Below are 13535 nucleotides of genomic sequence, written 5' to 3'. Positions count from 1 at the left end.
GTCACCACCACCGCCGCACGCTAGCCGACAGCTCATCGATCCTCGCCCGCACCAGCTGTCGGGCAGCTGGTAGGTCACCGGTCACCGCGCAGCGAATCTCCAAGTAGCACTTCAGCTTCGGTTCTGTTCCAGAAGGCCGCACCGCCACCCTGACCAACATGTTGTCGTCGCCGCCGGTGAGGATCAGCGTGTCGCCGATATCGGTGACCGTGGCGGGGAAACCGGCCAGCCGACGCGGCGGGTCCTCGCGGAGCCGTCGCATCAGGTCGGTGGTCTCGACGGCGCCGCCCACGGGGCGTGACAGGGCGGCAACCTCATGCACGCCGTAGCATCGGGCGAGCTCGTCGAGCGCGTCGGTCACCGAACGACCCTGGCCTTTGAGCGCGGCCACCAGATCGCACACCAACACCGCGGCGCTGATGCCGTCTTTGTCACGCACCGCGGTGGGGTCGACGCAGTGCCCGATCGCTTCCTCGTAGGCGTACACCAGGGTGCCGGGCAGGTTCGCATCGGCGCGCGCCAGCCACTTAAAGCCGGTGAGGGTCTCCACGTGCACGGCAGCGTGATGCGCGGCGATCGCCGCCAGCATCCGCGACGACACCACGGTGCTGGCCACCACCCTGGTTTCCGGCGGCGACGCCCGGTCGTCGGTTTGCGACAAGATGTAATCACCTAGTAGCCAACCGGTTTCGTCACCGGACAGCATCCGCCATCCCGACACCGTGGGTATCCCGACCGCGCAGCGATCCGCATCGGGATCCAGCGCGATCGCGACGTCGGCGTCCACGTCGGTAGCCAGGGTGAGCAGTGCGTCGGTGGCTCCGGGCTCCTCGGGGTTCGGCAATGTCACGGTGGGGAAGTCGGGATTCGGCGCGAATTGCGTCGCCACGGTATGCACCTCGGTGAAACCGGCTCGCCGAAGGGTCTCGACGGCCATCGCCCCGCCAACCCCGTGCAGCGGCGTCAGGGCCACCCGGACCGAACCGGCGCACCTTCGGACCCCGGCCGCACGCTGGATATAACGGTCGATCAGATCGGAGGCGCGGTTTTCACTGGGGTTGACGGTCTTCCTGGCGATCTGATCGGCCGGGGGCGCGGTGGCCATCGCGGCTTCGATCTGCCGGTCGGTAGGGGCGAGGAGCTGAAGGCCGCCGTCGACATAGACCTTGTAGCCGTTGTCGGTCGCCGGGTTGTGTGACGCCGTGATCTGTATCCCAGCGGCGGCGCCGGTGTGCCGCACCGCGAACGCCACCACCGGGGTGGGTGCGGGATCGGGCAGAAGCAGCACGGAAAAACCTGCGGCGGCAAGCACTTCGGCGGCCGCAGCGGCAAACGCCGGTGAGCCGTGCCGAGCGTCGCGCCCCACGATCACCGGCGAACCAGCCAGACCTCGATCCGTGAGCACCCGTGCCACCGCCCAGGTGGCGCGCAACACCACCGCCAGGTTCATCGCGTCCGGCCCGCCCCGCAGGTGCCCGCGCAACCCCGCGGTGCCGAACGCCAGTGGGCGGCTGAACCGCGCTTTCAGCTCGTCGGGGCCGCAGGCGGCGAGCTCGGCGGCCGTCTGCGGGTCCGGGTCGTGGGCGATCCAATTCTCTGGCGTCACGGCTTAGAACCGGGCGATCACGTCGGCTAGCAGCGCGCCCATCCGGGTCGCCGATGCGGCTCCGGCGGCGAGCACCTCGGCGTGGCTCAGCGGCTCGCCGGTGATCCCGGCCGCCAGATTTGTCACCAGGGATACGCCCAGTACCTCAGCGCCCGCCGCCCGGGCCGCGATGGTCTCGTGCACCGTGGACATGCCGACCAGGTCGGCGCCCAGTGTCTGCAACATCCGGATCTCCGCCGGTGTCTCGTAGTGCGGCCCCGGCAGGCCGGCGTAGACGCCTTCGGCCAGCTGCGGGTCGGATTGGCGGGCGAGTTCCCGCAGTCGCGGTGAGTAGGCGTCGGTCAGGTCGACGAACTCCCCGCCAACCAGTGGCGAACGTGCGGTCAGGTTCAGGTGATCGCTGATCAGCACCGGCTGGCCGACCTGAAGGTCCGCCCGCAGCCCACCGGCGGCGTTGGTGAGCACCATAATCTGCGCCCCTGCCGCACGGGCCGCCCGAACCGGATGCACGACGTAGCGCAGGTCGTGTCCCTCGTAGGCGTGGATGCGACCGGCCAGCACCAGCACCCGGTGCGCACCGATGGGCACGGACAGTAGCTCGCCCGCATGCCCGGCTGCGGTTGGCGGCACAAACCCGGGCAGTTCGGCCTGCGGCAGCACGGTGGTCGGGGAGCCCAACGCCGCAACGGCCGGTAACCATCCCGACCCGAGCACGACCGCGACGTCATGTTCGCCGATCCCGGTGCGGTCAGCGATGACCTGCGCCGCCCGCCGGGCCAGTTCGTCGGGATCGGGGCGCGGGTCAGCCACACTGGGCGAGCTTAACTGAGCCGCTCGCCGGGGAGCGGGTGCTCGTCGATGAGATACTGCGAGCATGCCAGCAGCCAGCGCATCCGACCGCGTCGAGGAATTGGTGCGGCGCCGTGGTGGCGAGCTGGTCGAGCTGTCCCATGCCATCCACGCCGAGCCCGAGCTGGCGTTCGCCGAGCATCGCAGCTGCGCCAAGGCTCAGGCGCTGGTCGCCGAACGCGGTTTCGAGATCACCACGGCCGCCGGTGGGTTGGACACGGCGTTTCGCGCCGACTACGGCAGCGGACCGTTGGTTGTCGGAGTGTGCGCCGAGTACGACGCGCTTCCCGGGATCGGACACGCCTGCGGGCACAACATTATTGCGGCCTCCGCGGTGGGCACCGCGCTGGCACTGGCTGAGGTGGCGGACGACCTGGGCTTGACCGTGGCTCTGCTGGGGACCCCTGCCGAGGAGTCCGGCGGCGGTAAGGCGCTGATGCTGCAGGCCGGGACGTTCGATGACGTTGCGGTGGCCGTGATGGTCCATCCCGGGCCGACCGATATCGCCGGCGCACGATCACTGGCCCTGTCCGAGGTCACCGTGCGCTATCGGGGTAAGGAATCGCACGCGGCCGTCGCGCCGCACCTAGGGGTTAACGCCGCCGACGCCGTGACCGTGGCGCAGGTCGCTATTGGGGTACTTCGACAGCAATTGGCGCCCGGGCAAATGGTGCACGGCATTGTGACCGACGGCGGGCAGGCGGTCAATGTCATCCCCGGGCAGGCGAGGCTGCAGTATGCGATGCGTGCGGTCGAATCGGATTCGCTGCGCGAGCTGCAGACCAGAATGTTCGCCTGCTTTGCGGCCGGCGCGCTGGCCGCCGGGTGCGAATACGAAATCGACGAGGCTGCACCGGCATACGCGGAGCTCAAACCCGACCCGTGGCTGGCTGACGTGTGCCGGGAGGAGATGCAGCGGCTGGGGCGCGAGCCGTTGCTGCCAGCCTTGGAGGCAGAGCTGCCGCTGGGTAGCACCGACATGGGCAACGTGACGCAGGTGCTGCCCGGGATCCATCCGGTGATCGGCCTAGACGCCGGCGCGGCGACGGTGCACCAACGGGCCTTCACCGTCGCTTCCGCTGGTGCCAGCGCCGACCGCGCGGTGGTTGACGGCGCGATCATGTTGGCACGCACGGTTGTCCGTCTCGCGCAGACTCCTGATGAGCGTGACCGGGTGCTGGCCGCGCAGCAGCGCAGGGCGGCGCGATGAGCCTCGCCGACGCCGCCGAATCATGGCTAGCCGCCCACCACGACGACCTGGTCGGCTGGCGCCGGCACATCCACCGCTATCCGGAGTTGGGCCGTCAGGAATACGCCACTACCCAGTTCGTCGCCGAGCGGTTAGCCGACGCGGGGCTGAACCCCAAGGTGCTGCCCGGTGGAACGGGACTCACCTGCGACTTCGGTCCTGAGCATCAGCCGCGGATCGCGCTGCGCGCCGATATGGATGCGCTGCCGATGGCCGAGCGGACCGGCGCGCCCTACGCCTCGACCATGCCCAACGTCGCGCATGCTTGTGGCCATGATGCGCACACCGCGATCCTGCTGGGTGCCGCATCGGCATTGGCTTCGGTACCGGAGCTGCCGGTGGGGGTGCGGTTGATCTTCCAGGCGGCCGAGGAACTGATGCCCGGTGGTGCCATCGACGCGATCGCGGCCGGCGCGTTGGCCGGGGTGTCGCGGATCTTCGCCCTGCACTGCGATCCCCGGCTTGAAGTCGGCAAGGTCGCCGTTCGGCAAGGCCCCATCACGTCGGCGGCCGACTCGATAGAAATCACGCTGTATTCGCCGGGCGGGCACACGTCGCGTCCACACTTGACCGCCGACCTCGTCTACGGGCTCGGCACGCTGGTCACCGGGCTGCCCGGGGTGCTGTCGCGTCGCATCGACCCACGTAACAGCACCGTGCTGGTGTGGGGCGCGGTCAACGCGGGTATGGCCGCCAACGCCATTCCGCAAACCGGAGTTCTGTCCGGCACTGTTCGCACGGCCAGCCGGCAGACCTGGGTTGACCTTGAGGAGCTTGTCCGCCAAGCCATTTCGGCGTTGCTATTACCGTTGGCGATCGAGCACACGCTGCAATACCGTCGGGGGGTGCCGCCGGTGGTCAACGAGGAAATCTCGACACGCATTCTCGCCCACGCTATTGAGGCTATTGGCCCAGGTGTGCTGGCCGATACCCGGCAGTCCGGCGGTGGTGAGGACTTCTCCTGGTATTTGGAGGAGGTTCCCGGCGCGATGGCTCGACTGGGCGTGTGGTCCGGTGACGGACTGCAGTTGGACCTGCATCAGCCGACGTTCGACATCGACGAGCGAGCCCTGGCGATCGGGCTGCGGGTGATGGTCAACATCATCGAGCAGGCCGCCGCGCATTAGCCTGGGCGCTCGCGATAATTAGGCAATAGTTCCCGGGCCGATGTTGCGGGCCGGGCGAGTACGCAAGTCATGTACGTAATCACTTGGCGCGCCCGCGATCTCAGCGGCATCGGCCATCACACCCAGATAGCGGGCCGACGGCAGGCCACCCTCCCAGGCGTCCAAAACGTACAACCACGCGAGGACGGGATCCGTTGTGGTGTCCGAGGAAATGCGCTCCACGCGGCATCGGATCTTCTGGTGGATGCCGAACTCGGAGCCTTCCCACCGGTCAAGGTTCTTCTCGTCCGCCGGGGTCATGTCGTAGAGCACGACGAACACCTTCGAATCTGGGTCTTCGACGACGGTGGCAAGCGCCCCTTCCCAGCCGATGTCCTCGCCGCCGAACGTCAGCCGCCACCCGGGTAACCAGCCGGTTCCGGCCATCGGCGAGTGGGGTGCGCGCTCGAGCATCTGCTCGGGATGCATGTTCGACCCGTAGGCGGCGTAGAGCGGCACGGGGGAAAGCTTAGACGGCGGGGGCTCGGGTGGTACCCATCACGCCGCGCTGCGGTGCGGGTCATCGTCAAGCTGTGCTTGACTGCTCGGCTCCTCCTCACGCCGCTGCGCGGCGTGCATCGTCGCCGAGCTGTGTTGGACTGCTCGGCTCCTCCTCACGCCGCTGCGCGGCGTGCATCGTCGCCGAGCTGTGTTGGACTGCTCGGCTCCTCCTCACGCCGCTGCGCGGCGTGCATCGTCTCCGAGCTGTGTTGGACTGCTCGGCTCCTCCTCACGCCGCTGCGCGGCGTGCATCGTCTCCGAGCTAGGTTATGGGCTGTGGTGACCCGCATCGTGATCCTCGGTGGCGGCCCGGCCGGTTACGAGGCCGCACTGGTGGCCGCCACCTCACACCCGGAAACAACCCAAGTTACCGTGATTGACTGCGACGGCATCGGCGGGGCTGCCGTACTGGACGACTGTGTGCCGTCGAAGACGTTCATCGCCTCCACCGGGCTGCGTACCGAACTGCGCCGAGCGCCGCACCTGGGCTTTCATATCGACTTCGACGACGCCAAGATCTCGTTGCCGCAAATCCATGCCCGGGTCAAGACGCTGGCCGCCGCACAGTCGGCCGACATCACCGCCCAGCTGCTCAGCATGGGGGTTCAGGTGATCGCCGGCCGGGGCGAGTTGATCGACTCCACACCGGGTCTGGCGCGCCATCGCATTAAGGCGACCGCCGCCGACGGCTCCACCAGTGAGCATGAGGCCGACGTCGTGCTGGTCGCCACCGGCGCCAGCCCGCGGATCCTGCCGTCGGCCCAGCCGGACGGTGAGCGCATTCTGACCTGGCGGCAGCTCTACGACTTGGACGCGTTGCCCGACCACCTCATCGTGGTGGGCTCCGGGGTTACCGGTGCTGAGTTCGTGGACGCCTATACCGAATTGGGGGTGCCGGTCACGGTGGTGGCCAGCCAGGACCACGTGCTGCCGTATGAGGACGCTGACGCTGCGCTGGTCCTGGAAGAGTCGTTCGCCGAACGGGGAGTCCGGCTGTTCAAAAATGCCCGGGCAGCATCGGTCACCCGCACCGGGGCCGGGGTGCTCGTCACGATGACCGACGGTCGCACCGTCGAGGGCAGCCACGCCCTGATGACCATCGGGTCGGTGCCCAACACCAGCGGCCTGGGCCTGGAACGGGTCGGCATCCAGCTTGACCGGGGCAATTACCTGACCGTGGACCGGGTGTCGCGGACGTCGGCGACCGGCATCTACGCCGCGGGCGACTGCACGGGTTTGCTGCCCCTGGCGTCGGTCGCCGCAATGCAGGGCCGCATCGCGATGTACCACGCGCTGGGGGAGGGCGTCAGCCCGATCCGGTTACGCACGGTGGCCGCGACGGTTTTCACCAGGCCCGAGATCGCCGCGGTCGGGGTGCCGCAATCGGTCATCGACGCCGGTTCGGTGGCCGCCCGGACCATCATGCTGCCGTTACGAACCAACGCGCGCGCCAAGATGTCGGAGATGCGTCACGGGTTCGTCAAGATCTTCTGCCGGCGGTCCACCGGCGTTGTGATCGGCGGCGTGGTGGTGGCGCCGATCGCATCGGAGCTGATCCTGCCCATCGCCGTAGCCGTTCAGAACCGCATCACCGTCAACGAGCTGGCCCAGACACTGGCCGTTTACCCATCGTTGTCGGGTTCGATAACCGAGGCGGCCCGCCGGCTGATGGCGCACGACGATCTGGACTGAACGGCAGCTCAAGACGCGGCTGAACAACTAGCCTTGGTGCCACACCACCTACCGACGAGTAACTGACAGGAGCCGGTTTCGTGAGCAACCCAATCCAGGCACCGGACGGCGGGCAGGGGTGGCCCGCCGCGTCGCTGGGACCTGCACAGCGCGCGGTCGCCTGGAAGCGACTCGGAACCGAGCAATTCGACGTCGTGGTGATCGGCGGCGGAGTAGTGGGCTCCGGATGCGCTTTGGATGCTGCCACCCGTGGGCTCAAGGTGGCGTTGGTCGAGGCGCGGGACTTGGCCTCCGGCACGTCGAGCCGCTCCTCGAAGATGTTCCACGGCGGGCTGCGCTACCTCGAGCAACTGGAGTTCGGGCTGGTGCGTGAGGCGCTCTATGAACGTGAACTGTCGCTGACCACGCTGGCACCGCATTTGGTCAAGCCGCTGCCGTTTTTGTTCCCGCTGACCAAACGCTGGTGGGAGCGTCCCTACATCGCCGCGGGTATCTTTCTTTACGACCGGCTGGGTGGCGCGAAATCGGTTCCGGCGCAACGGCATTTTACTCGCGCCGGTGCGCTGCGACTGAGCCCCGGCTTGAAGCGCAGCTCGCTGATCGGTGGTATCCGTTACTACGACACCGTCGTCGACGACGCCCGGCACACCATGACGGTCGCGCGCACCGCGGCGCATTACGGCGCGGTTGTCCGCTGCTCCACCCAGGTAGTGGCCTTGTTGCGAGAGGGTGACCGGGTGATCGGCGTGGGCGTCCGCGACTCCGAGAACGGCGCGGTTGCCGAGGTTCGCGGCCACGTCGTGGTCAACGCGACCGGGGTCTGGACCGATGAGATTCAAGCGTTGTCCAAACAGCGCGGGCGCTTCCAGGTGCGCGCATCCAAGGGCGTGCATGTGGTGGTGCCGCGGGACCGGATTGTCAGTGACGTCGCGATGATCCTGCGCACGGAGAAGTCGGTGATGTTTGTCATTCCGTGGGGAAGTCACTGGATCATCGGAACCACCGATACCGACTGGAACCTCGACCTGGCGCACCCCGCGGCCACCAAGGCCGACATCGACTACATCCTGGGCACTGTCAACGCCGTGTTGGCGACCCCGTTGACGCACGCCGACATTGACGGAGTGTACGCCGGGCTGCGGCCGCTGCTTGCCGGGGAAAGCGACGACACCTCCAAGCTGTCCCGGGAACACGCCGTGGCTGTGCCGGCGGCGGGCCTGGTGGCCATCGCCGGTGGCAAGTACACCACCTACCGAGTAATGGCGGCCGACGCGATCGACGCTGCTGTGCAGTTCATCCCCGCCCGCGTTGCGCCGTCGATCACCGAGAAGGTCAGCCTGCTGGGCGCCGACGGTTACTTTGCACTGGTCAATCAGGCCGAACACGTCGGCGCGCTGCAGGGCCTGCACCCGTACCGGGTGCGCCATCTGCTGGACCGCTATGGTTCGCTGATCAGCGACGTTCTAGCGATGGCGGCCTCCGATCCCAGCCTGTTGAGCCCGATAACGGAGGCACCGGGCTATTTGAAGGTGGAAGCCGCTTACGCCGCCGCCGCCGAGGGCGCCCTTCATCTCGAGGACATCCTGGCCCGTCGGATGCGGATTTCCATCGAATACCCGCACCGGGGCGTCGACTGCGCCCGGGAGGTGGCCGAGGTGGTCGCGCCCGTGCTCGGGTGGACCGCCGCAGACATCGACCGCGAGGTCGCGAACTATATGGCGCGCGTGGAGGCCGAGGTGCTCTCCCAGGCCCAGCCCGACGACGTTTCGGCGGACATGTTGCGGGCCAGCGCACCCGAGGCGCGTGCCGAGATCCTCGAGCCGGTGCCTTTGGATTGAAGGCTGCGCCAAGCGGGTATGTCGCGCGGTGCCGCCATGGTCGATGATGGCGGTGTGGATCCGCGGCAGCACCACACGACGACTCAGGGTCAGAGAGGCGTGACACCATGCGGACGGTCTATCACCAGCGGCTAACCGAGTTGGCCGGACGATTGGGAGAGATGTGCAGCCTGGCCGGGATAGCGATGAAACGCGCAACGCAGGCTCTGCTCGAGGCCGACATTGGCGCCGCTGAACAAGTAATCCGTGACCATGAGCGGATCGTGGCGATGCGAGCCCAAGTCGAAAAGGAAGCGTTCGCGCTGCTGGCGTTGCAACATCCGGTGGCCGGCGAGCTGCGGGAAATCTTCAGTGCGGTGCAGATCATCGCCGACACCGAGCGCATGGGTGCGTTGGCTGTGCATATTGCCAAGATCACCCGACGCGAGTATCCGAACCAGGTGCTTCCTGAGGAAGTTCGCAACTGCTTCGCCGACATGGCGAAGGTGGCAATCGCGTTGGGTGACAGTGCAAGACAAGTGCTGGTGAACCGTGACCCGCAGGAAGCCGCGCAACTGCACGATCGTGACGACGCGATGGATGACCTGCATAGGCATTTGCTGAGCGTGCTGATAGATCGAGAATGGCGGCACGGCGTTCGCGTCGGTGTGGAAACGGCGTTGCTGGGTCGTTTCTTTGAGCGCTTCGCCGACCACGCTGTGGAAGTGGGCCGCCGCGTCATCTTCATGGTCACCGGGGTGCTACCGACCGAGGACGAGATTTCCACTTACTGAGAGGGTCTCGTGTGGCGTTGCGGCCAGAGGATCGTTTGCTTAGCGTGCACGACGTGCTGGGGCCGGTGCGGGTGCGACTGCTTGGCGGGTCGGTGTTAGCCGAGCTGACCGCACGGTTTGGCGTGGCGGCCCGTGCGAAGGTGCTGGCCGGGGAGGTGGTCGACGACGACGGTGCGGTGGTCGACAGTGGCACGGTGCTGCCGCCCGGTTCGGTTGTGCACCTGTATCGCGACCTGCCCGACGAGGTGCCGGTGCCCTTCGATGTCCCAGTGCTGCATCAAGACGCCGACATCGTCGTCGTCGACAAGCCACATTTCTTGGCGACCATGCCTCGGGGGCGACACGTCGCGCAGACCGCGCTGGTGCGGCTGCGTCGCGAACTGGGATTGCCCGAGCTGAGCCCGGCCCACCGGCTGGACCGGCTGACCGCCGGGGTGTTGTTGTTCACCACCCGACGCGAGGTGCGCGGCAGCTACCAGACGATGTTCGCCCGCGGTTTGGTGCGCAAGACCTATCTGGCTCGCGCACCCGTTGCCCCGGGTCTGGCCCTGCCGCGCCTGGTCCGCAGTCGCATCGTCAAGCGCCGGGGCCATCTGCAGGCGGTCTGTGAGCCCGGCGTTCCCAACGCCGAGACGTTGGTGGAGCGGATAGCGCGCGACGGTCTGTATCGGCTGACACCGACCACCGGGCGCACCCACCAGCTGCGAGTGCACATGGCGGCGCTGGGGATACCGATCATAGGTGACCCGTTGTACCCCAACGTGATATCCGTGGCCGCCCACGACTTCAGCACACCGCTGCAGTTGCTCGCGCAGCGCATCGAGTTCGACGATCCGCTGACCGGGTCGCACCGCGAGTTCGCCAGCACGCGCACGTTGACCGGTGCTACGTTGCCAACATGGTCAGCCGCGGCCGATTGCCGGCCGTGACACACATATCGGGAGTTTCGTGATGAGTGAAGACAACGCGCTGGTGCTCGTCGCCGGCTATCAGGACCTCGATTCGGCTCGTCACGATTTTCAAACCCTCGTCGATGCCGCCAAGGACAAAAGCATTCCGCTGCAGGGTGCGGTGCTGATCGGCAAGGACGCCGAGGGCAATCCGGTTTTGGTCGATACCGGAAATCGGCTCGGCCGGCGCGGCGCCGCGTGGGGCGCCGGGGTGGGCCTGGCGATCGGCCTGTTCTCGCCGGCACTGTTGGCCTCGGCGGCGCTCGGCGCCGCGACCGGAGCATTGGCCGGCACCTTCGCCCACCATCGGATCAAGACCGGGCTGGCCGACAAGATCGGCCAAGCGCTGGCGGCGGGCCGAGCAGTGGTCATCGCCGTGACGGAGGCACAAGGCCGACTGGAAGCGGGGCAGGCGTTGGCTAGCTCTCCAATGAAATCGGTTGCGGAGCTGAGTCGTTCGACGTTGCGAAGCCTGGGCGCGGCGTTGCGAGAGGCGATGGGCAAGTTCAACCCAGACCGCACCCGGCTGCCGCTACCGCAGCGCCGCTTTGGTGGCGTGGTTGGCCGCACCATGGCAGAGTCGGTCGGCGACTGGTCGATTGTCCCCGGTCCCTTTCCGCCCGACGACGCACCGAATGTGCTGATCGTGTTGATCGATGACGCTGGGTTCGGCGGACCGGATACATTCGGCGGCGCGATCCGAACCCCGACGCTGTCCCGGCTAGCCCAGAATGGGTTGATCTACAACCGTTTTCATGTGACCGCGGTGTGCTCGCCGACCCGTGCGGCGCTGTTGACCGGGCGTAACCATCACCGGGTGGGCTTCGGGTCGGTCTGCGAGTTCCCCGGCCCGTACCCGGGGTATTCGGCGGTCAGGCCACGCAGTTGCGCAGCGCTGCCGCGTATTCTGCGCGACAACGGTTATGTGACTGGCGCTTTCGGCAAATGGCATCTGACCCCGGACAATGTCCAGGGAGCCGCGGGGCCGTTCGACAACTGGCCGCTGGGTTGGGGATTCGACCATTTCTGGGGCTTCCCGAGCGGCGCCGCGGGTCAGTACGACCCGATCATCAGTCAGGACAACTCCGTCATAGGCATACCCGAGGGTTCTGGGGAAGACGGCCGTCCCTACTATTTCCCCGACGACCTCACCGACAAGGCTATCGAGTGGCTGCACACCGTGCGGGCCCAGAATGCCACCAAGCCGTGGATGCTGTACTACGCGACCGGCGCCACCCACGCGCCACACCACGTATTCAAGGAATGGGCCGACAAGTACCGAGGTGAGTTCGATGATGGCTGGGATGTGTACCGGCAGAAGACATTCGAACGGCAAAAGCGACTCGGGATCATTCCACCCGACGCCGAACTCACCGAGCGGCCCGACCTATTCCCCGCGTGGGACAGTATGTCGGAGGCGCGAAAACGGCTCTTTGCCCGCCAGATGGAGGTGTTCGCCGGGTTCTCGGAAAATGCGGACTGGAATGTTGGCCGGCTGCTGGACGCGATCGAGGATCTCGGCGAGTCCGACAACACGTTGGTGTTCTACATCTGGGGCGACAATGGCGCCAGCATGGAGGGCACCAACACCGGTTCGTTCAATGAGATGACGTTCCTCAACGGCCTGGATCTGGATGCCGAGCGGCAATTGGAGCTGATCGAACAATACGGCGGCATCGCCGCACTCGGCGACGAGTTCACCGCACCGCATTTCGCCAGCGCGTGGGCGCATGCGAGCAACACCCCGTTGCAGTGGGGCAAGCAGATGGCCAGCCACCTGGGCGGCACGCGCGATCCATTGGTGGTCGCCTGGCCGGCCCGGATCCGGCCAGACGGCCGTGTTCGTAGCCAGTTCACCCACTGCATCGACATCGCGCCGACCGTGTTGGCGGCCATCGGTTTACCGGAGCCGACCCATGTCGACGGCTTCGAGCAGGAACCGATGGACGGAACCAGTTTCGTGCGGACCTTCGACGACGCTGAAGCCGAAGACCGCCACACCGTGCAGTACTTCGAAAACTTCGGCAGCCGTGCCATCTACAAAGACGGCTGGTGGGCGTGCGCTCGCTTGGACAAGGCGCCCTGGGATCTGTCACCGGAGACGATGCGACGGTTCGCGCCGGGGACCTACGACCCGGACCAGGACGTCTGGGAGCTGTACTACCTACCAGATGACTTCTCCCAGGCGAAAAACCTGGCAGCCGAGCATCCCGACAAGGTCGCCGAGCTCACCCAGCTGTGGTGGCAGGAGGCCGAACGAAACCGGGTGCTGCCGCTGCTGGGCGGGCTCGCGGTAATGTTCGGCGACCTGCCGCCCCTGCCCACCACCGCACGGTTCAGTTTCAAAGGTGACGTGCAGAACATTCAGCGCGGCATGGTCCCCCGTATCTCCGGTCGTTCTTACGCGATCGAGGCACGGCTGCACATCCCCGACGGCGGCGCGCAGGGTGTGATCGTCGCCAACGCCGACTTCATGGGCGGGTTCGCGCTATGGGTCGACGAACAGCGGCACCTGCACCACACCTACTCCTTCCTGGGCGTCGAAACCTACCGGCAGGTGTCCAGCGAGCCGCTCCCCACCGGGGATGTCACGGTGCGGATGCTGTTCGATTCCCATCAACCCGTCGCCGCCTCCGGTGGTCGGGTGACGCTCTGGGCCGACGATCGGTTGATCGGAGAGGGTGAGCTGCCCCAGACGGTGCCGCTGGCCTTTACCTCCTATGCCGGCATGGACATCGGCCGCGACAACGGCCTGGTCGTTGACCGCGGCTATGAGGACAAGGCGCCCTATGCGTTCACCGGGACCGTCACCGAGGTCATCTTCGACCTCAAGCCCGTACATCCCGAAGCCGCCAGGGCGTTGCACGAGCACGCATCGGTCCAAGCGGTGGGACAGGGCGCCGCGGGCTGA

9 protein-coding genes and 1 pseudogene are annotated in these 13535 nt (G+C 67.0%); 7 read left to right on the top strand and 3 right to left on the bottom strand.

Features of this window, described 5'->3' with window-relative positions:
• Window position 1: 1 nt before the first annotated feature.
• Window positions 2-1606, bottom strand: a complete 1605-nt coding sequence (locus MCAN_RS17510) for a phospho-sugar mutase (RefSeq protein WP_003417238.1) — start codon at window positions 1604-1606, stop codon at window positions 2-4.
• A 3-nt stretch (window positions 1607-1609) separates the two neighbouring features.
• A complete protein-coding gene (locus tag MCAN_RS17505; RefSeq protein ID WP_003417233.1) occupies window positions 1610-2416 on the bottom strand; it encodes a purine-nucleoside phosphorylase in 807 nt (268 codons plus the stop codon).
• A 64-nt stretch (window positions 2417-2480) separates the two neighbouring features.
• Between MCAN_RS17505 and MCAN_RS17500 the strand changes: the two genes are divergently transcribed.
• Together MCAN_RS17500 and MCAN_RS17495 are read left to right on the top strand one after the other, a co-directional pair.
• Window positions 2481-3665: a M20 family metallopeptidase gene (locus MCAN_RS17500; RefSeq protein WP_003900009.1), complete on the top strand. Its 1185-nt coding sequence runs from the start codon at window positions 2481-2483 to the stop codon at window positions 3663-3665.
• Window positions 3662-4831 (top strand): M20 family metallopeptidase, encoded by a 1170-nt coding sequence (locus tag MCAN_RS17495; protein ID WP_014001676.1) that lies wholly within the window; start codon window positions 3662-3664, stop codon window positions 4829-4831. The genes MCAN_RS17500 and MCAN_RS17495 overlap by 4 nt, the downstream gene beginning before the upstream one ends.
• 18 nt (window positions 4832-4849) lie before the next feature.
• Here MCAN_RS17495 and MCAN_RS17490 read toward each other — a convergent pair whose 3' ends face one another.
• Entirely contained in the window at window positions 4850-5329 is a 480-nt protein-coding gene (locus MCAN_RS17490; RefSeq protein WP_003417219.1) for a gamma-glutamylcyclotransferase, read from the bottom strand.
• 318 nt (window positions 5330-5647) lie between these two features.
• On the opposite strand from MCAN_RS17490, the pseudogene MCAN_RS17485 reads away from it, so the two are divergent.
• From MCAN_RS17485 to atsB, 5 genes and pseudogenes are all read left to right on the top strand, one after another.
• Window positions 5648-7129 (top strand): annotated as a pseudogene (locus MCAN_RS17485) (NAD(P)H-quinone dehydrogenase).
• A gap of 14 nt (window positions 7130-7143) precedes the next feature.
• Entirely contained in the window at window positions 7144-8901 is a 1758-nt protein-coding gene (locus tag MCAN_RS17480; RefSeq protein WP_014001674.1) for a glycerol-3-phosphate dehydrogenase/oxidase, read from the top strand.
• A 107-nt stretch (window positions 8902-9008) separates the two neighbouring features.
• Window positions 9009-9674 carry a phosphate signaling complex protein PhoU gene (gene phoU, locus MCAN_RS17475; protein WP_003417216.1) on the top strand — a complete coding sequence of 222 codons (666 nt, stop codon included), beginning with the start codon at window positions 9009-9011 and terminating at the stop codon, window positions 9672-9674.
• An 11-nt stretch (window positions 9675-9685) separates the two neighbouring features.
• Window positions 9686-10603 (top strand): pseudouridine synthase, encoded by a 918-nt coding sequence (locus MCAN_RS17470; protein ID WP_014001673.1) that lies wholly within the window; start codon window positions 9686-9688, stop codon window positions 10601-10603.
• Window positions 10604-10622: 19 nt separating this feature from the next.
• Window positions 10623-13535 carry an arylsulfatase AtsB gene (gene atsB, locus MCAN_RS17465; protein ID WP_014001672.1) on the top strand — a complete coding sequence of 971 codons (2913 nt, stop codon included), beginning with the start codon at window positions 10623-10625 and terminating at the stop codon, window positions 13533-13535.

Origin of the sequence: Mycobacterium canetti CIPT 140010059, from assembly GCF_000253375.1 — a bacterium.
In the GTDB taxonomy this organism is placed as follows: Bacteria; Actinomycetota; Actinomycetes; order Mycobacteriales; family Mycobacteriaceae; genus Mycobacterium; species Mycobacterium tuberculosis.
Note: the sequence above shows the minus strand (reverse complement) of the source record. Positions and strands in the feature narration are given on the sequence as shown.